Annotated in this window: 19 protein-coding genes and 1 pseudogene; 14 read left to right on the top strand and 6 right to left on the bottom strand. The window is 69.8% G+C overall.

Translation table 11 applies throughout. From position 1 onward, the window contains the following. Positions 1 to 29 precede the first annotated feature (29 nt). The 4 genes from hpxO to QE454_RS07505 form a co-directional block, all read right to left on the bottom strand. On the bottom strand, positions 30 to 1,214 hold the full coding sequence (gene hpxO, locus QE454_RS07490; RefSeq protein ID WP_307456452.1) for an FAD-dependent urate hydroxylase HpxO: 1,185 nt from the start codon (positions 1,212 to 1,214) through the stop codon (positions 30 to 32). Between the two features lie 8 nt (positions 1,215 to 1,222). Further along, positions 1,223 to 1,543 (bottom strand): hydroxyisourate hydrolase, encoded by a 321-nt coding sequence (gene uraH, locus QE454_RS07495; protein ID WP_307456450.1) that lies wholly within the window; start codon positions 1,541 to 1,543, stop codon positions 1,223 to 1,225. After that, positions 1,540 to 2,067 carry a 2-oxo-4-hydroxy-4-carboxy-5-ureidoimidazoline decarboxylase gene (gene uraD / locus QE454_RS07500; protein WP_210072563.1) on the bottom strand — a complete coding sequence of 176 codons (528 nt, stop codon included), beginning with the start codon at positions 2,065 to 2,067 and terminating at the stop codon, positions 1,540 to 1,542. The genes uraH and uraD overlap by 4 nt, the downstream gene beginning before the upstream one ends. Before the next feature lie 207 nt (positions 2,068 to 2,274). Next, positions 2,275 to 2,913: a helix-turn-helix domain-containing protein gene (locus tag QE454_RS07505; RefSeq protein WP_210072562.1), complete on the bottom strand. Its 639-nt coding sequence runs from the start codon at positions 2,911 to 2,913 to the stop codon at positions 2,275 to 2,277. Between the two features lie 160 nt (positions 2,914 to 3,073). On the opposite strand from QE454_RS07505, the gene QE454_RS07510 reads away from it, so the two are divergent. The 12 genes and pseudogenes from QE454_RS07510 (at position 3,074) to QE454_RS07565 (ending at position 15,470) form a co-directional block, all read left to right on the top strand. Continuing rightward, positions 3,074 to 4,747, top strand: a complete 1,674-nt coding sequence (locus tag QE454_RS07510; protein WP_307456446.1) for an NCS1 family nucleobase:cation symporter-1 — start codon at positions 3,074 to 3,076, stop codon at positions 4,745 to 4,747. Continuing rightward, positions 4,744 to 5,529, top strand: a complete 786-nt coding sequence (locus QE454_RS07515) for an aspartate/glutamate racemase family protein (protein WP_307456444.1) — start codon at positions 4,744 to 4,746, stop codon at positions 5,527 to 5,529. The genes QE454_RS07510 and QE454_RS07515 overlap by 4 nt, the downstream gene beginning before the upstream one ends. Positions 5,530 to 5,580: 51 nt before the next feature. Beyond that, positions 5,581 to 6,915 (top strand): allantoinase AllB, encoded by a 1,335-nt coding sequence (allB, locus tag QE454_RS07520; protein WP_307456442.1) that lies wholly within the window; start codon positions 5,581 to 5,583, stop codon positions 6,913 to 6,915. 2 nt (positions 6,916 to 6,917) lie between these two features. Then, positions 6,918 to 8,147: an acetamidase/formamidase family protein gene (locus QE454_RS07525; protein WP_373459418.1), complete on the top strand. Its 1,230-nt coding sequence runs from the start codon at positions 6,918 to 6,920 to the stop codon at positions 8,145 to 8,147. 241 nt (positions 8,148 to 8,388) lie between these two features. Then, positions 8,389 to 9,033, top strand: a pseudogene (locus QE454_RS07530) (AtzH-like domain-containing protein); the annotation flags it as partial. A 76-nt stretch (positions 9,034 to 9,109) separates the two neighbouring features. Further along, positions 9,110 to 10,024 (top strand): amidase family protein, encoded by a 915-nt coding sequence (locus QE454_RS07535; protein WP_309668572.1) that lies wholly within the window; start codon positions 9,110 to 9,112, stop codon positions 10,022 to 10,024. Positions 10,025 to 10,196: 172 nt separating this feature from the next. Further along, entirely contained in the window at positions 10,197 to 11,429 is a 1,233-nt protein-coding gene (locus tag QE454_RS07540) for an alanine--glyoxylate aminotransferase family protein (protein ID WP_307456435.1), read from the top strand. Between the two features lie 28 nt (positions 11,430 to 11,457). Then, positions 11,458 to 12,741 (top strand): allantoate amidohydrolase, encoded by a 1,284-nt coding sequence (locus tag QE454_RS07545; protein WP_210072559.1) that lies wholly within the window; start codon positions 11,458 to 11,460, stop codon positions 12,739 to 12,741. 182 nt (positions 12,742 to 12,923) lie between these two features. After that, positions 12,924 to 13,142 (top strand): hypothetical protein, encoded by a 219-nt coding sequence (locus tag QE454_RS07550; protein WP_307456431.1) that lies wholly within the window; start codon positions 12,924 to 12,926, stop codon positions 13,140 to 13,142. 408 nt (positions 13,143 to 13,550) lie between these two features. Beyond that, positions 13,551 to 14,348: an alpha/beta fold hydrolase gene (locus QE454_RS07555; protein ID WP_307456429.1), complete on the top strand. Its 798-nt coding sequence runs from the start codon at positions 13,551 to 13,553 to the stop codon at positions 14,346 to 14,348. 110 nt (positions 14,349 to 14,458) lie between these two features. Then, complete coding sequence (locus QE454_RS07560; RefSeq protein WP_307456426.1) at positions 14,459 to 14,947, top strand: GNAT family N-acetyltransferase; 489 nt, start codon at positions 14,459 to 14,461, stop codon at positions 14,945 to 14,947. Between the two features lie 205 nt (positions 14,948 to 15,152). After that, positions 15,153 to 15,470: a hypothetical protein gene (locus QE454_RS07565; protein ID WP_307456424.1), complete on the top strand. Its 318-nt coding sequence runs from the start codon at positions 15,153 to 15,155 to the stop codon at positions 15,468 to 15,470. Between the two features lie 143 nt (positions 15,471 to 15,613). Here the strand turns inward: QE454_RS07565 and QE454_RS07570 are convergent, their stop codons facing one another. Next, positions 15,614 to 15,832 carry a helix-turn-helix domain-containing protein gene (locus tag QE454_RS07570; protein WP_307456422.1) on the bottom strand — a complete coding sequence of 73 codons (219 nt, stop codon included), beginning with the start codon at positions 15,830 to 15,832 and terminating at the stop codon, positions 15,614 to 15,616. Here QE454_RS07570 and QE454_RS07575 point away from each other — a divergent pair. Together QE454_RS07575 and QE454_RS07580 are read left to right on the top strand one after the other, a co-directional pair. After that, on the top strand, positions 15,789 to 16,112 hold the full coding sequence (locus QE454_RS07575) for a hypothetical protein (RefSeq protein ID WP_307461252.1): 324 nt from the start codon (positions 15,789 to 15,791) through the stop codon (positions 16,110 to 16,112). The two genes, QE454_RS07570 and QE454_RS07575, sit on opposite strands and share 44 nt — an antisense overlap. Positions 16,113 to 16,163: 51 nt before the next feature. After that, positions 16,164 to 17,021 (top strand): PhzF family phenazine biosynthesis protein, encoded by an 858-nt coding sequence (locus QE454_RS07580; RefSeq protein ID WP_307456420.1) that lies wholly within the window; start codon positions 16,164 to 16,166, stop codon positions 17,019 to 17,021. Between the two features lie 74 nt (positions 17,022 to 17,095). Here QE454_RS07580 and QE454_RS07585 read toward each other — a convergent pair whose 3' ends face one another. Then, on the bottom strand, positions 17,096 to 17,452 hold the full coding sequence (locus tag QE454_RS07585) for a DUF6188 family protein (RefSeq protein WP_307456418.1): 357 nt from the start codon (positions 17,450 to 17,452) through the stop codon (positions 17,096 to 17,098). Positions 17,453 to 17,461: the final 9 nt, after the last annotated feature.

Here is a 17,461-nt window from a genome sequence, read left to right on the forward strand (position 1 = left end):
GCGGAACGGCGGGAGAATCCCGGCGGTCCTCAGCGCATCACGCTCGCGCCCAGCTCGACCGGACTGCCCTCGATATTGCCGACGATCCCGCGGATCACGCCCGTGCCGTCCTCCCGGCGCAGGCCGTCGTACCAGGCCTGCGTCGCGGCGACGTCGAAGGCGTGCGTCTCATGGGCGCGCTTGCGGGCGCGCAGCACGAGGTCGCCCGCCCGCTCGGTGCGGATGCGCTCGTAACGCTTCAGGGAGTCCCCGACGCCGAGGGTGGAGGTGGCGAACACGATGCCGAGGGCGAAGCTGTCTTCGAGGGCGGAGCAGGCGCCTTGCCCGATGTCGGGGGCGGTGTTGTGCGCCGCGTCGCCGAGGATCGCCACGCGTCCCCGCACCCACGTGTCGAAGGGGTCGATGTCCCAGATCTCCACGCGGTTGAGCGACTCGTCGGGGTCGATGCCGTCGAGCAGCGCCCGCACGCCCGGTGCGCCCCACGACCCGAAGGCGTGTTCAAGGGCCGTCATCCGGTCTTCGACCACGCCCGAGGGTCCGGGCACATCGACGAAGAAGTAGAAGCGGTCACCCGCCACCGGCATCACGGCGCAGCGTTTGCCGTCGCCGACGTAGGTCGTCCATTGATCGAGCGGTCCGATGCGCTCGTCGGCTGCGACGAGGCCGTTGTAGTTGACGTAGCCCGAGTAGGTGCGCTCGGGACGGATGCCGGTGGGCTCGGTGACGTAGTCGCGCACGATCGAGCGGGCCCCGTCGGCACCGATCAGCAGGTCGGCCGTGTCGGTGGTGCCGTCGGCGAAGCCGGCGGTGACGGTCTCGCCGTCGTCGGTGACCTCGACCAACTGCTTGCCGAGGTGGATGTTCGTCGAGCCGACGGCATCCATCATCAGCCGCTGCAGGTCGGCGCGGGCGACGGGGTAGGGGCGCTGGCCGGTCTGTTCGGTGACCGGGGCGAGGCTGAAGCGGCACATCTCGTCGCCGGTGTGGCCGTCGTAGTAGGCCATGTCGTCCATGCGGCCGCCGAGGGCGGCCACCTGCGGCCCGAGGCCGAGCCAGTTCAGCACCTTCACACCGTTCGACCACAGGGACAGTGCCGCGCCGACCGGCTTGTTCTCGCGCATGCGGTCGTAGACGACGACCTCGTGGCCGAGTTTCTGCAGGGCGAGCGCGGCGGAGGTTCCGCCGACGCCCGCGCCGATGACGATGACCTTCATATCGCTCCTCAGCTGCCGCGGTAGGTCGAGTAGGCGAAGGGGCTGAGCAGCAGCGGCACGTGCAGGTGCTGCTCGCCCGAGACGGTGAAAGCGACCGTGACCACGGGGTGGAACGACGCGACGTCGCGCCCGCGGAAGTACGCGCCGGTGGCGAAGGTGATCGCGTAGTCGCCGTCGTCGAGCCGCTCGGGGCCCAGAGCGAGGCGGCCGTCGGCGTCGGTCACGCCCTCGGCGACGGAGGCGCCGTTCAGGCGGGCGAGCGACACGGCGACCCCGGCCGCGGGCGTGCCGGTCACGGCATCCAGGATGTGGGTGGTGACGTGGGTCATTCGGCGTCCTCGGGTTCGGCGGGAGCGTCGTCGGCGAAGGTGGTCCGCAGGCGTAGCAGGGCGATCTCGGCGAGCTGACGCGTGGCCTCGATGGTCTCGGCGTCGGGATCGTTGCCGAGCCGGCGCTCGAGCTCGGCGCGCATCTCGCTCGGCGTGCGTCCGGCGGCGCGGATGAGGAAGACGCGACCGAAGCGCTCCTCGTACGCGGCGTTGCCCGCGGCGATGGCCGCCACGTCATCGTCGGCGGCGGATGCCATCGAGCCCTGCTCGCGACGTGATGCCGCGGCCTCGGCCCCGTCGCCCGACACTTTCGCGCCGATACGGGGGTGGGCGTGGAGAGCTGCCTCGAGGTCGGCAGGCGACCACGCGGCGGCGAGATCTCCGGCGTAGGCGGCGAGGGCGTCGACGCTCGCGTAGGGGCGGCCCGCGACGACGGCGTCGACCCAGCCCGGAACGTCGGCCCAGACGCGGGCGACGGCGACGGCTTCGGCATCGTCGGCGGCGTTGAAGTCGGAGAGGTGCATACGCGCCACGCTAGGCGGTGCGCGTTACGCGGCTGTAGCGGGATGTGTCGGCGATGTTGCTGTGGGCAACATCCCGGGCGGGGTTCGCGGTCACGAGAACAGGGGATGTCATGAGAACAGGCTGTTGCGACCGGTTGCGGCCTGTCCTGGTTGTCTTCCCCTGTTCTGGTGACGCAAGACGCCGCGGGTAGTGAGCCGGGCCCTGCGTCAGGCGTGCACGATCAGCCAGTGCGCCACGGCGTCCGTGTCGCCCGTGTTGTGCAGGCGGTGGGGGACCGAGCAGGGGTAGCTGATGGCATCGCCGGCGCGCAGGATCACGCGCTCGGCCTCGAAGTCGATGGTGAGCTCGCCCGCGACGACCGTGCCGACCTCGTACCCCTCGTGGTGGAACAGCCCGTCGGCGCCGTGCGCGGCCGCTCCGGGCGGGTAGATCGACTCGAAGTAGTCGACGCCGGGAGAGGACCCCGGGGTGAGCCGGCGGAACGACACCCCGCTGTCGAGCACGATGTCGGGCGACTGGCCCGCGCGCTGCAGGGTGAATCCCGAGGGGCCGGCGGGTTCGACGGAACGACCGGATGCCGGGTCGAAGGCCGCGACGAGCGGAACGCCGAGGGCGTCGGTGATGGCGATGAGGCGCGAGACGCTCGGCTGCATCACGCCGCGCTCGATCTGCGAGACGGCGCTGGGGGAGATGCCGAGGGTCTTCGCGAGGGCGCGTGCCGAGATGCCGCGCGCCTGCCGCAGGTCGCGGATGCGGGTGCCGACGGAGGTCGTGGCCTCGGATTCGTGGGAGGAAGCGGCGGCAGCGGCAGTCTCGACGGCGTCGGCGAGGGATGGCTGCGGCATGCCCCGAGTCTAAGGATCGCCGAGGGTGTGAAGGAGCGACTTCACATGCTCGTTACAAACGCGAAACCGCCGCGGTGATGTGAACCAATAACTTCACATCAGAGCTCCACTCCGGCCGCGGACTCCACGTCGTGGCATCCATCGTCCTGAGAGGATTGACATGACTTCGACCCCGCTCACCGGCCCCCACGATCTCGTGGAGGCAGCTGGCCACCCCCACGGGGGTGGCAACATGAAGCCCCACTACGACGATCGTCTCGCCAACGAAGACCTCGCGCCCCTGCGGAAGCAGAAGTGGTCGAGCTACAACATCTTCGCGTTCTGGATGAGCGACGTGCACTCGGTCGGCGGTTACGTCACCGCCGGTTCGCTCTTCGCGCTCGGTCTGCAGTCGTGGCAGGTGTTCGTCGCCCTCATCGCGGGCATCGTCATCGTGCAGGTCTTCGCGAACATGGTCGCCAAGCCCAGTCAGAAGACGGGCGTGCCCTACCCCGTCATCAACCGCGTGGTCTTCGGCATCCGGGGTGCGAACATCCCCGCGATCATCCGCGGCCTCATCGCCATCGCCTGGTACGGGGTGCAGACGTTCCTCGCGGCCGAGTCGCTCAACATCATCTTCCTGAAGTTCATCCCGGGCTCCGCGGCCCTGCTCGACGTCTCGTTCGCGGGCCTGTCGGCGCTCGGCTGGATCTCGTACGCGATCCTCTGGGTCGCGCAGTTCCTGCTCTTCTGGAACGGCATGGAGGTCATCCGCCGCTTCATCGACTGGGCCGGCCCCGCCGTCTACGTCGTGATGATCATCCTCGCCGTCTACCTCGTGTCGCAGGCCGGCGTCCAGAACATCTCCTTCACGCTCTCGACGACCCAGCTCGACTTCTGGGCGTCCATCCCGGTCATGTTCGCCGCCATCGCCCTCGTCGTGTCGTACTTCTCCGGCCCGATGCTGAACTTCGGCGACTTCGCCCGCTACGGCAAGAGCTTCGAGGCGGTCAAGAAGGGCAACTTCTGGGGTCTGCCGATCAACTTCATGTTCTTCTCGCTGCTGACCGTCATCACCGCGTCGGCCACCGTGCCGGTGTTCGGTGCGCTCATCACCGACCCGATCAAGACGGTCGAGCAGATCGATACGCCCTTCGCGATCCTGCTCGGCGGCCTGACCTTCGTCACGGCCACGGTCGGCATCAACATCGTCGCCAACTTCATCTCGCCCGCCTTCGACTTCTCCAACGTCGCCCCGAAGAAGATCTCGTGGCGCGCGGGCGGCATGATCGCCGCCGTCGGGTCGACCTTCCTCATGCCCTGGAACTGGTACTCCAACGCCGACGCCATCCACTACTCGCTCGGTGTGCTGGGCGCGCTGATCGGCCCGCTGTTCGGCATCCTGATCGCCGGCTACTACATCGCCGCTCGCCAGCGGGTGAAGGTCGACGCGATGTTCACGATGGACACCCAGGGGCCCTACTGGTACCGCAACGGCTTCAACCCGAACGCGGTCAAGGCCGTCGTCTTCGCGGGTGTTCCGACGGTCGCGATCGCGATCTTCCCGAAGCTCTTCGCCGACCTGGGCCTGTTCAACATCGCCGCCATCAGCGACTACAGCTGGTTCATCGGCTGCGGTCTCGGGTACGTGCTGTTCCTGTTCTTCGAGCGTCTCGACCCCCGCATCCCGACGTTCGACGGCGAGACCGAGGGCATCTCCGACGGCACCGTCGACGGAGCCGCCCCCACCACGGCATCCGAGCCGTCGGCCGTCTCGGCTCCGGTCGCCGTCGTGACGAACACGGTTCCGGATGCCGCGGCCCCCGGTACGACTTCTCGCGAGGCGCTCGCGTGAGGATCCTGCTCATCAACCCCAACACCTCCCGGGCGATGACCGCGAAGATCGCGGACGCCGCCCGGGGGGTGGCGGGACCCGATGTGATCGTCGATGCCGTGTGCCCGAGCGTCGGGGCGGCGGCGATCGAGAGCCACACCGACGAGATCGCGGCGGCCGCCGCCGTGGTCGGGCTGATCGCGGCGGACCGCGACGGAATCGACCCCGCAGACGCGTACGTGATCGCCTGCTTCGGCGACCCGGGGCTCGACGCGGCGCGCGAGCTGGTGGAGGTGCCGGTCGTGGGCATCGCCGAGGCGGCGATGCACCTGGCAGCGGTGTCGGGGCGGCACTTCGGGGTGGTCACGACACTCAGCCGGACGCTGGGGCGCGCGCACGACCTCGTGTCGCGGTACGGCATGGAGCGGGCGTGCGTCTCGCTCGCCGCGACGGGGATTCCCGTGCTCGACCTCGAGGACACCGCCTCGATCGCGGTCGAGACCATCGCGACCCGCAGCGCCGAGGCCGCCGCGGGCGGTGCCGACGTCATCGTGCTGGGCTGCGCGGGTATGGCGGACCTGTGCGCCGAGCTCACGGCGCGCGTCGGGGTGCCGGTCGTCGACGGGGTTGCGGCGGCGGTGGGCATGGCATCCGGAATGGTGCGCATGGGCCTCGGTACGAGCAAGCGCGACGAGTACGCGCGCCCGCCGCGGGCGTTCGACGTGCGCCACGGGGCGCCGGGAGACCGGGACGACGCGCTGGTGGCGCCTCGCACCGCGGTCACCGCGCAGGTGTTCGCATGAATGTTGATGACGGTTACATCGGCGAAACGCGAGGCGCTTAGCGTGAACGGCATGAGCACCCGGATCGCCGCCCGCCGCGTCTTCGTCGACGGGGTCTTCGCGCCCGCCACGGTCGTCATCGACGAGGGGGTGATCGCCTCCCTCGAGCCGTTCGACGTTTCCGCCGACACGGTGCTGCCCGCCGACGCGGTGCTTCTGCCCGGGCTCGTCGACTCGCACGTCCACCTCGACGAACCCGGACGCACCGAGTGGGAGGGCTTCGCCACGGGCACCGCCGCGGCGGCCGCGGGAGGCGTCACCACGATCGTCGACATGCCGCTGAACAGCCTTCCCGTGACCACGACCGTCGAGGCACTGGATGCCAAGCGCCGGGCCGCCGCAGGAAAGCTCGCCGTCGATGTCGCGTACTGGGGCGGCGCGGTCCCCGAGAACCTCGGGTCGCTGCGTGCTCTCGCCGAGGCCGGCGTCGTGGGCTTCAAATGCTTCCTCTCGCCGAGCGGGATCGACGAGTTCGGCCACCTCGACGCCGAGCAGCTCGAGCGGTGCCTCGCCGAGCTCGCCGAGTTCGACGGGCTGCTCATCGTCCATGCCGAAGACCCGGCTCACCTGCACGCCGACGGCGCCCTGGGTCCGCGGTACAGCGACTTCGAGGCCAGTCGTCCGCCGCTGAGCGAGCGCGCCGCGATCCTCCGCGTCATCGACGCCGCGCGCCGCACGGGAGCGCGAGCGCACATCGTGCACGTGTCCGACGGGGGAGCCCTCGACGCCGTCCGCGCGGCGAAAGCCGAGGGCGTCCGCCTCACCGTCGAGACGTGCCCGCACTACCTCACCCTCGACGCCTCGGCCGTACCGGACGGCGCGGGAGCATTCAAGTGCTGCCCGCCGATCCGCGGCGGAGACAACCGCGACCTGCTGTGGGCGGGCGTCGTCGACGGAACGATCGATGCGATCGTCAGCGATCACTCACCCGCGACGGTCGAGTTGAAGGGAAACCCCGACTTCGGCCTGGCCTGGGGCGGTATCGCGGGGCTTCAGACCGGCCTCTCGGCCGTGCACACCACCGCTCGAGAGCGGGGACTCGCGTTCGAGTCGCTGCTGCCCCTGATGACGACCGGCCCCGCGCGCATCGCGGGCCTGGACGGGCTCGGCGTCATCGCCCCCGGCGCCCCCGCCCACCTGGTGGCGTTCGCTCCCGACGAGCAGTTCGTCGTCGACGCGGCCGCCCTCGAGTACCGCAACCCCGTCTCGCCCTGGCACGGCCAGACGCTCACCGGGGTGGTTCGCGAGACCTGGCTGCGAGGTGCCTCGGTGTACCGGCGCGGAGCCGCGGTCACCGAGCGCGAGGGTCGCGAGCTGCTGCGCGCGGCCGCGACGGTGGAGGCGTGACGATGTCGACGACGACCGGAGCCCCCGGTGCGCAGGGCGGCCTCGACCGCCGTGACTCGACGGCTGCACGGGCACCTGAGTTCGTCGGCGGGGAGGGCTCGGTCGTCCCGATCCTCCAGCCCGGCGTCGGTCCGATCCCCGCCTCCCACTACCTCCCCGCCGCGCCCGACACCGTGCTGTGGGGTCGTCTGCCCTGCGAAACCGACGCCCCCGTGCTAGAGATCTCGTCGGGAGAGAACGTCACGATCGACACCGTCAGCCACGAGGGCATCCTCGACGACCAGGGCAAAGACCCGGCCGCGTACTTCGCCGCGCACGGCGTCGCCGCCGACGCGGTGCTCCGCGACGCGATCGAGATCGCGGCATCCGTGGCTCGAGACCCCTTCGCCGACGGGCCGCACGTCGTCGTCGGCCCGGTGTACGTGAAGGAGGCGCACCCCGGCGACCTCCTGAAGATTACGGTCGAGTCGCTCGTCCCGCGCGTGCCGTACGGCGTGATCTCGAACCGTCACGGCAAGGGCGCCCTCGTCGGCGAGCTGCCGCGCGGCGAGCACAACGTCAGCGTGTTCACCGCGGTCGCCGAGCGTGATGGCATCCTGCACGGGACCCTTCCCCTCGTCGAAGGCGGGGATCCCGCGGTGTCGTTCCCGCTCGCGCCGTTCCTCGGCACGATGGGGGTGGCCGTGGCCGGTGAGGAGCGTCCGCACTCCGTTCCGCCCGGCCCCCACGGCGGCAACATCGACATCAACCTGCTCGTCGAGGGCACGACGCTCTTCCTCCCCGTGCAGGTCGAGGGGGCGCTCGCGTACATCGGCGACCCGCACTTCGCACAGGGCGACGGCGAGGTCGCGCTCACCGCACTCGAGGCCTCGTTGCGGGCGACCCTTCGGTTCGAGGTCATCCCCGCGGATGCCGCCCGCGCCGCCTTCGGCGAGGTCACCGGCCCGCTGGTGCGGACTCCCGACTACCTCGTGCCGACCGGGATGGACCCCGATCTCGATGCCGCGATGCGCGCGTGCGTGAGGTCTTCTCTCGCGCTTCTGGGCGGGCGGTGGGGCATGGACGAGCATCTCGCCTACGCCTACCTTTCTGCCGCGACCGACTTCGACATCTCGCAGGTCGTCGACATCGTCTCGGGGGTGCACGCCCGCATTCGCGAAGCCGACTTCGCGGGTGTCGCGGCCGTGGAGCCCGAAGCGTTGGCATCCGATTCCGAAGGAGACATCGCATGAGCCCCGTTCTCGCGGCCGCCCCGGCCCGTGCCGAGGCCGCTGACGCCGACCTGGTCTTCGATGCCCGTGTCGCGCGCGCGCCGCGGGACGTCGACGCCGCGGGCCCGCCGCTCAGGCGGAGCGTCCCTGAGGTGGCTCCTTCCGGTCGAGTGTCCAAAACACCCGGACAATTTTCCTGGGTGTCCGGGTTTCTTGGACACTCAACGCAGCTGAGAGGCGGGCGACGCTCGTGACGGATGCCATGACCCCGCCGACCGAGACCACCGCCGCCGCCGCCGGGCCGGTGCCGACCCCGCCGGAGCCCGGCACCGCGCCGATTCCCGCCGACCTGCGCGCCGCGTTCGACGCGTACGAGCGCGCGATCGTCGCGAACGACCTCGACGCGCTCGACGCCTTCTTCGCGCCCGGGCCCGACACCCTGCGCGGCGACCCGGCGGGACTGCTCGTCGGGCACGACGCGATCAGCGGGTTCCGGTCGCTGCGCGGAGGCGTCCCCCCGCGGGACATCACCGAGGTGCACTACCGGCCGCTCTCGGCGGATGCCGCCCTGCTCATGTCGGTCTCGCGCTTCCACGGCGGAGGCCGCGGCCTGCAGACCCAGGTGTGGCAGCGGTTCGACGGCCGATGGCTCATCACCGCGGCCCACGTCGCACCGCGTACGCCCCCGTTCGACCGCACGATCTGGCGCAGCGTCGGCGACCCCTTCCAGCAGGGCGCGTGGGAGGGACCGCTCGCGGGCCTGACCGTCGCGGTGAAGGATCTGTTCGCGATCGCCGGCTTCCGCATCGGGGCGGGCAACCCGACGTACCTCGAACAGGCGCGACCCGAGAAGGTCACGGCCCCCGCCGTCGCCGACCTTCTCCGCGCCGGGGCGTCGCTGCGCGGGATCGCCCGCACCGACGAGTTCGCCTACTCGATCGCCGGCGACAACGTGCACTACGGCACCCCCGCCCAACGGCGCGGTGGTCGGCGCCCTCCCCGGCGGCTCGTCGAGCGGACCGGCATCCGCCGTCGCCGTCGGCCACGCCGACATCGGTCTCGCAACCGACACGGCCGGCTCCATCCGCGTTCCCGCGTCGTACCAGGGTTTGTGGGGACTCCGCACGACCCACGACCTCGTTCCTCGCCAGGGCATGCTCCCGCTCGCGCAGTCGTTCGACACGATCGGCTGGCTGACGCGCGACGGCGAGACCCTCCACCGTGTCGCCGAGTGGTGCCTGAGCTACGACGGCTCGTTCTCGACCGAGAACGTCCAGGGCGCCTCCGGCGAAGACCTCCCGTGGCGCTTCCTCGTGCCCGAGGAGATCCTCGCCTGCGTGGAGCCCTCGACCCGCGAGGCGTTCTCGCGTCTGCTCGCCGGGCTTTCGGCATCCGACGACCCGCCGACCTTCCGGGCGGTGTCGAGCGGAGATCTCGATGCCGCGTTCACCGCGTTCCGCACGGTGCAGGGCGCCGAAGCGTGGCGCAACGACGGCGAGTGGCTGCGTGCGCACCCCGGGGCCGTGGGTCCCGCCGTCGCCGAGCGTTTCGACATCGCCTCGCGCATCACCGCCGCCGACGAAGCGGCCGCGCGAGAGGATCTCGAACCGATAGCCGCGCACCTGACCGAACTGGTCGACGCCGCCGTGCTGATCTTCCCGACGGTGCCCGGTCCCGCGCCGCAGCGCACCGCCGACGTCGACGCCGTGCGCGCCGCGACGCTGCGCATGACGGCTCCCGCGGCGATCGCGGGGCTGCCCGCGATATCGGTGCCGCTGCTCACCGTCGACGGCGCCCCGGTCGGGGTCTGCCTCGTCTCGCGCGCCGGTACCGACATCGCGCTCGTGCGCCTCGCCCGGCGCCTCGCCGAGGCCGCCGGGGCGGGGGCCGGTCGGTGACCGCCCTGTCGTGCCGCGGCCGGGCCGAACTCCTGAGAAATCTCGCCGGCGCCGTGGGGGCGATGGCATTCGTCCCCACTTCGGTCAGAAACTCAGGAGTCTCGCACCGCCCCACCGGCGGCCCGGATCCGATCCTCTCGCCCACCACCCGTTCCCGCACCACGGAGTCCTGATGTCCCACCTCCCCGGTCCGATCGACCCGCCCGCCCGCCTGCTGATGGGCCCCGGCCCGATCTCGGCGTACCCCAGCGTGCTGCGCGCGATGGGGGCACCCCTCGTCGGCCAGTACGACCCGTTCATGACGGCGACGATGACCGAGACGCAAGAGCTGTACCGGCAGGTCTGGGCCACCGACAACGACGCCACGGTGCTCGTCGACGGGACGAGCCGAGCGGGCATCGAAGCCGCGATGGTTTCGCTCATCCGCCCCGGCGATCGTGTGCTCGTGCCCGTGTTCGGCCGTTTCGGCCACCTCCTCGCCGAGATCGCCGAGCGCGCTCTCGCCGAGGTGCACACGATCGAGGTGCCGTGGGGACAGGTCTTCCCGGTGTCGACGATCCGCGAGGCCGTCGAGCGGGTGAAACCCCACCTCGTCGCGTGCGTGCAGGGCGACACCTCGACCACGATGCTCCAGCCGCTCGACGAGATCGGTGAGATCTGCCGCGCCCACGGCGCTCTGTTCTACACCGACGCCACCGCCTCGCTCGGTGGCAACCCCTTCGAGATGGACGCCTGGGGCCTGGATGCCGCGACCGCGGGCCTGCAGAAGTGCCTCGGCGGCCCCTCGGGTTCGGCGCCGCTGAGCCTGTCCGACCGTGCCGTCGAAGTGGTGCGCTCGCGCGCCCGCGTCGAGGCCGGGATCCGGGAGGAGGGCGACGCCTCGGCATCCGATTTCATCCGCTCGAACTACTTCGACCTCGCGATGATCCTCGACTACTGGGGGCCGCGCCGCCTCAACCATCACACCGAGGCGACGACCATGCTCTACGGCGCGCGGGAGTGCGCCCGCGTGCTGCTCCTCGAGGGTCGGGATGCCGTGATCGCCCGTCACCGGCTGCACGGCGACGCGATGCTCGCCGGCGTGGAGGGCCTGGGGCTCACCGTCTTCGGCGACGTGGCCCACAAGATGACCAACGTGGTGGCGGTGGAGATCCCGGATGCCGTGGTCGGCGACGCCGTGCGCAGCGAGCTGCTCAGTGACTTCGGCATCGAGATCGGCACCTCGTTCGGTCCGTTGCACGGCCGTGTCTGGCGCATCGGGACGATGGGCTACAACGCCCGCACCGACGCCGTGCTGACCACCCTCGCCGCTCTCGAGACGGTGCTGCGGCGCCACGGTGCGGCGGTGCCGGCGGGCGGGGGCGTCGAGGCGGCCCAGGGCGTCTACGCGGGGGCTCGGTCGTGAAGTCCGTCGTTGTGCGGGGAGCTCGCGCGTGACCACCGCCACCCGCCTGCAGGTCGCACCCGGACTCATCGCGTCGGCCGCGCGCCGCGTCATGGGCCGCTGCGAAGAGCTCGCCCGCGTCACCTCGACCCCCGGCTCGATCACCCGGGTCTACCTCTCGCCCGAGCACGCGCGCGTGAACCGCCTCGCCGCGGAGTGGATGCGCGAGCTCGGCATGACCACGCGCCAGGACGCGGCGGGCAACCAGGTCGGACGCCTCGCCCCCGTTGGAGTTCCCGATGCGCCGGCGCTGCTGATGGGCTCGCACCTCGACACGGTCCCGGACGCCGGACGCTTCGACGGCATCGTCGGAGTGCTGATGGCGCTCGAGGTCGTGCGGCTGATCCGCCGGGTCGATGACGAGGGGACGGCGTCCAGCCCCTTCCCCTTCGCTCTCGAGGTCATCGCCTTCAGCGACGAGGAGGGCACGCGCTTCGGCAAGGCCCTGCTGGGGTCGTCGGCCGTGGCCGGGCAGTGGGACGAGTCCTGGTGGGAGTTGACGGATGCCGACGGCTCGACGCTGCGCGAAGCCTTCCGCGAGTTCGGGCTCGATCCCGGCCGCGTAGACGAGGCCGCGCGGCGCCCCGAGCAGCTCGTCGGGTATCTCGAGGCGCATATTGAACAGGGGCCTGAGCTGCACCGCAGCGGGCAGGCGCTCGCGGCGGTGTCGTCGATCGCGTCGGCGCGGCGCTTCCAGCTCGTGGTCGAGGGCGAGGCCCGTCACGCCGGTGGCACGCCCTACGACATGCGCCGCGACGCCCTGCTCGGTGCGAGCGAGGCCGCTCTCGCGGTCGAGCGCATCTGCCGGGGCGAGCACCACATCGTAGGTACCGTAGGCCAGCTCGAGGCCTTCCCCGGAGCCGTCAACGTCGTCCCGGGCGAGGCGCACTTCTCTCTCGACCTGCGCGGGGAGTTCGACGACTCCCGCGATCACGCGTGGGACGAGATCGCGCGCGAACTCGACGCCATCATGGGTCGCCGCGGGCTGCGCTGGACGGCCCGCGAGGTGCACAGCGCCCCGGCCGTCTTCTGCGCACCCCTGCTGCAGGACGTGGTGCGGGCGGGCATCGGCGGCGAAGCACCGACCCTCTTCAGTCGCGCGGGCCACGACGCGATGTCGATCGGCGCGATCACCGAGGTCGGCATGCTGTTCCTTCGCAACCCCGACGGCATCAGTCACCACCCCGACGAAGCCGTGGCGGGGGAGGACGTGGCCGCGGGTATCCGCGCGCTGGCCGAGGCCGTGCTGCACCTGGGGGCCGAGCCGCGCTGAGATCCTCGTCGAGCGTGATTCCCGGGCAGCCGACATCGGTATCGCTCTTCGCCGGTCTGTAGGTCTACAACAAGCGGTGCGCCGGCCCCGTGGGCCGGCGTACTCTGACCAGGCCTGCGGCCCTCACGAACACACATCTCGTACGGGCTTGGGTAGGTGCACTCATCGTCATCGCGACTTTCGTGCTGCTATTGACCGCCGCAGCTCCCAGCCCGCTGTGGGCCACCCCCATTCTGGTGGTCACTTTTGGTGTCACGGCCACCCTGGTCGAGGTCCACCTTCAGAAAGAGCATCCCCTCCTCAAGGGTGAGCCGTTTCCGCGGCGCGTTGCGCTCATCCTGTTCCATTCAAGGGAACTGAAAACGGCGACCAAGGCCGAGCAGGAGTATCAACGGCGATGAACCGCAGGGGCAGCCATCGGCAAAACGCGGCAGCCCATCAAACCGTCGAATCAGATAATCAAGGCTTAGGCTGAGCGAAACTCAGCCCACCCCTTACTTACGAAACCGGTGCCCACCGAAGGCGCAGGCACACGCCAACCGACTGTCATAACTTGGCACCGAGTTCTAGCCAACCGAGGCCGCCGATTGATCCTCGCTCACATGTCACTCGCTCGATAAGAGCGGTCGGGGTAGTCGGGTGGCGATGCTGTTGGAACGTGCGGCTCCGGTGACGAGAGCGAGGAGTATGCGTCGACCCAGGACAGGCGTCGGCCGGTCGGATAGGTGGTCCTTGCGGGTAGGTGTAGCCGAGTCGCCCTGCCTGTCCGATAGCGAATCCTCTACCGGCTGCCCTTGTAGCGTTTCAGCATGGATGAAGCACGGCGCTCGTTGAAAGCGGCGGACGGTTCTACGATCTCGTACTCAGTCTTTGACGGGGAGGACCCGGCGGTTGTCATCCTGCACGGGCTTGCTGGCAGCAGCCGCGAGTTCGTCCCGACTGCATATGCGCTCGCTCCACGCAGGGTGATCCTCGTCGACCAACGTGGACATGGGTTTAGTACCCGCAGGCCGAGCGATGTAACTCGCGCCGCGTTTGTTGAGGACGCCGCGTCCGTGATCAAGACCGAGTCGAACGAACCGATTGATCTAGTCGGCCAGTCCATGGGCGCGCACACCGCAATGCTTGTCGCGGCGGCACACCCGCAGCTCGTGCGCCGTCTCGTGCTCCTGGAGGGAAACGAAGGCGGCGGCTCAGAGGGGGAGCACGCCGCGCTTGGCGAGTACTTCCGCTCCTGGGAGGTGCCGTTTGCCAGTAAAGAGGACGCGTGTGCAGCACTTGGGGACGGTCCGTTAGCCCGGGCGTGGGTTGCGGATCTCGAACTGCGTGAGGACGGCCTGTATCCGCGCTTCGATGCTGACGTAATGGTTCGGACGGTCAGGGAAGTGGCAGTTCGACGTTGGAGTGAGTGGGAAAGCGTTGCTGCTCCGACGCTCGTTATGTACGCGGATGGCGGCATGTTCTCGGAGGAACAGAAGTCGGAGTTCGTCCGTCGCGGCGCGAGCGTCACGCGCGCCGACCTGACCGGCGGCTCACACGACGCGCATCTAGACATCTTCGAGCAATGGAGCTTAGCGCTGCGCACCTTCCTCACTGCCTCCCTGTGATGCCCTTCGTTGCCGGCACTCGGCGTCCGTCGAGTATGAGCCCTGGGCGCAAGAGTCCGGATAGGGATCGGTTCACGCGACCGTCAACGAGCTGGCTCTAACGTCGAGCCATGAGCGATGAATCGAGCCGGCCCGCCCAGTTGCGCCTTGCTAGCTTCTCTGACGTTGAATCACTGACCGACTTGAGGTTCGAATGGGATCAGCCCGGAATGAGCCCGGCGGAGGATGAGCGGGCTAACTTCGCCCGGCGCTTCGCACGCTGGTGGCAGGAGGCGGAGTCTCGGAGCGCGTGTGCTGTCGCTGAGGTCGACGGCCAGCTCATTGGGGCAGCTTGGTTGCTCATTCATGAACGCGTTCCCAACCCATCCCACTTCGACCGCGCTGCGGGCGACATCCAAAGTGTGTACGTGCGACCCGCGTACCGTCGCGCCGGCATCGGACGAGGTCTGGTGCGGGTCTTGCTCGCGGAGGGGCAACGCCGGGCGATATCCAGATTCACCGTCGAGTCGAACGATCACGCACTGAGGCTCTACCAGGAAGAAGGTTTCGTAAGCAGTCGCCTCCGCCTCGAACGAACACCTATACACGGCTCGTTATGACGATTGGCGTCGCACCGGGGCGCACCGGCGCGAAAGGTCCGAATGGGGATCCTTCCAAGGCCCCAGTCGCATCGTGCCCATAGTGATCGTTTGTGCCTCGCGTAGATTCGACGTCGTGACGAACTTTCCATCGCGTCCGGGTTTGCCCATCCAGCCGGGCTCGACCGCGAGTCCTTCCGGAGCGGGCGCGGACCATCGAGCCGCCGTGTGGGTCGTCACCTCGCTTGGTGGGGTCATGTTGTTCGCCTCGTGGCTCTGGTTGGGATTAGTCAGAGAGGGCGCGCGGCAAGACCGCGGCCAAGCGGGTCAGGATTACGCCGACGCGCTCGTGAATGACCTCGGCATCACCCCGGTTGTCGTTGCCCACGTCATGGTGCTGGCGATTGTCGTGGCTGTGGGAGCGTGGTCCCGCAAGCGCAATGGTTCCGGTTTCATGGCCCCGGTTCTCGTGTGCGCGGCGGCGTCCATCGCCGGTCTCTTAATCTCCATCCCGCTGACTGCGCCAGTCCCGGCGCTGCCCTGACGTACGTCAAAACTGTCCGGATGGGGATCGCTAGACGAGATGTCCCGCTGTGCCTCTTGACCGTGGTCAGCTGGCGGCTGACGGCATCTCAGGTGGGGTGTGCGAAACGGATCTCACTTGGGGTTGCTTATGTGAGGGGGCGCTTAGTTGAGAGCACGCGATCGTCGGTAGACCGTGGCTCGGGACATGCCTAGTGCTATGGAGACTTGCGCGGCGGGCTGGCCTTCGTCGATCAGGTGCAGAGCGTTGCGGATCTGGCTGTCGGTGACGCATCGGGTGCGTCCGCCGAGCTTTTGGCCGGCTGCTCGTCTTTCCGCGATGGAGTCGGTCGGCCAGCTCGAGGCTTTCCCGGGAGCCGTCAACGTCGTCCCGGTTGAGGCGCACTTCTCTCTCGACCTGCGCGGGGAGTTCGACGACTCGCGCGATCACGCGTGGGACGAGATCTCGCGCGAGCTCGACGCCATCATGGGTCGTCGCGCGTTCCGCCGGACGGCCCGCGAGGTGCACAGCGCCCCGAGGCCGTGCTGCACCTGGGGGCCGAGCCGCGCTGAGTTCCGCGTCGAGCGTGATTCCCGGGCGGTCGCGACCGCTGTCGTAACCCGCCCGTGCGCATGCCGCGCGGGCGCCCGGTGCAGGCCATGAGAACGCGGGTGGCCCCCTCGGTCACCGGGCGCCCTGCGGAAGAATCGAGTCATGACCCCCACCCCTGGCATTCTCGAACTCCTCGCCTTCGCCGCCGAGCCCGGCGGCGGCAATCCCGCGGGTGTCGTCCTGGATGCCGTGGGTCTCAGCGACGCGGAGATGCAGCGGATCGCGGCCGACCTGGGGCACCCCGAGACCGCGTTCGTCGGCGCCCGTGAGGGGCGCCGCGTCGCCGTGCGCTACTTCTCGCCCGATGACGAGGTTCCGTTCTGCGGGCATGCGACGGTCGCGACCGCCGTCGCGCTCGCCGGTGCCGAGGGGCCGGGGCCCTTCGTGTTCGACACCGCAGCCGGGTCCGTCGAGGTGACGACCGAGCGCGCCGCGGACGGGCGCATCACGGCCGGGTTCACGAGCGTCGAGCCGTACGTCGTCGACCTCGAAGCCGACGTCGCCGACCGTCTGCTCGGTCTTCTCGGGCTCACGCACGCGGATCTCGACGAGCGGATGCCGCTGGCCCAATCGTTCGCGGGCAACCTGCACCCGGTCGTCGCGGTGCGAGAGCAGCACACGTTCGATTCCTTCACGTTCGCGCCCGCACCCGTGCGCGCTCTGCTCGACGAGCGCGGATGGAAGGGCACGATCATCGTCGTCCATGTCGACGCTGCGATCGCCGACGGCGTGGTGATCGAGGCGAGGAATCTCTTCCCGGTGGCCGACATCACCGAGGACCCCGCGACGGGCTCCGCGGCGGCGTCGCTCGGCGCGTATCTGCGCGACCGCGTCGGCCTCCCGGCTCCGTTCGGATTCAGCGTCCGGCAGGGCCGACACATCGGTCGACCGAGCGTGCTGGACGTCGAGGTTCCGGCATCCGGTGGCATCGTCGTGCGGGGCTCGGCGACGCCCCTCTGAGCCGCGCCGGCGGGTCGTACCCTTGCCGGGAACCGGAGGGCTCGGCGGGGCGACCCCGCAGACGCGACCAGCGATCACATGATCCAGATGCGCTCGCCGTGGTGCACGTCGAAGCACTCGTACGGGCCGAGGTCGTCGATCGCCCGCACGATCGTGCCGTTCTCGAACGTCAACGCGAGGCTCGAGGGCGCGTCGACCCGCACCGCCGTCACGGTCAGCGCGAGCAGGTCGAGCAGCGGCGCCGCGAGAGCGCGGGAGTCTTCGACGGATCTCTCGTCGTCGCCCGGGACGGTCACGGCGAGCGGCCCCTCGACGTCGAGGCCCACCCCTTCGTCGAAGAACAGCGACACCTTGTAGCGGCCGAAGGTCACGGCATCCAGTCGCCGACCCTCGAAGAAGTCGAACGTCTCGTCCGCGGGAATGCCGTACACAACGGTCAG

The organism is Microbacterium sp. SORGH_AS_0454 (assembly GCF_031453395.1).
Lineage (GTDB): Bacteria > Actinomycetota > Actinomycetes > Actinomycetales > Microbacteriaceae > Microbacterium.

Coding starts and splice junctions, on each gene's coding strand:
- QE454_RS07505 (WP_210072562.1), bottom strand. CDS start 2,913: ATGCCGCAGCCATCCCTCGCCGACGCCGTCGAGACTGCCGCTGCCGCC.
- QE454_RS07510 (WP_307456446.1), top strand. CDS start 3,074: ATGACTTCGACCCCGCTCACCGGCCCCCACGATCTCGTGGAGGCAGCT.
- QE454_RS07560 (WP_307456426.1), top strand. CDS start 14,459: ATGAGCGATGAATCGAGCCGGCCCGCCCAGTTGCGCCTTGCTAGCTTC.
- QE454_RS07580 (WP_307456420.1), top strand. CDS start 16,164: ATGACCCCCACCCCTGGCATTCTCGAACTCCTCGCCTTCGCCGCCGAG.
- QE454_RS07525 (WP_373459418.1), top strand. CDS start 6,918: ATGTCGACGACGACCGGAGCCCCCGGTGCGCAGGGCGGCCTCGACCGC.
- allB (WP_307456442.1), top strand. CDS start 5,581: ATGAGCACCCGGATCGCCGCCCGCCGCGTCTTCGTCGACGGGGTCTTC.
- uraD (WP_210072563.1), bottom strand. CDS start 2,067: ATGCACCTCTCCGACTTCAACGCCGCCGACGATGCCGAAGCCGTCGCC.
- QE454_RS07555 (WP_307456429.1), top strand. CDS start 13,551: ATGGATGAAGCACGGCGCTCGTTGAAAGCGGCGGACGGTTCTACGATC.
- QE454_RS07575 (WP_307461252.1), top strand. CDS start 15,789: ATGGAGTCGGTCGGCCAGCTCGAGGCTTTCCCGGGAGCCGTCAACGTC.
- uraH (WP_307456450.1), bottom strand. CDS start 1,543: ATGACCCACGTCACCACCCACATCCTGGATGCCGTGACCGGCACGCCC.
- QE454_RS07540 (WP_307456435.1), top strand. CDS start 10,197: ATGTCCCACCTCCCCGGTCCGATCGACCCGCCCGCCCGCCTGCTGATG.
- hpxO (WP_307456452.1), bottom strand. CDS start 1,214: ATGAAGGTCATCGTCATCGGCGCGGGCGTCGGCGGAACCTCCGCCGCG.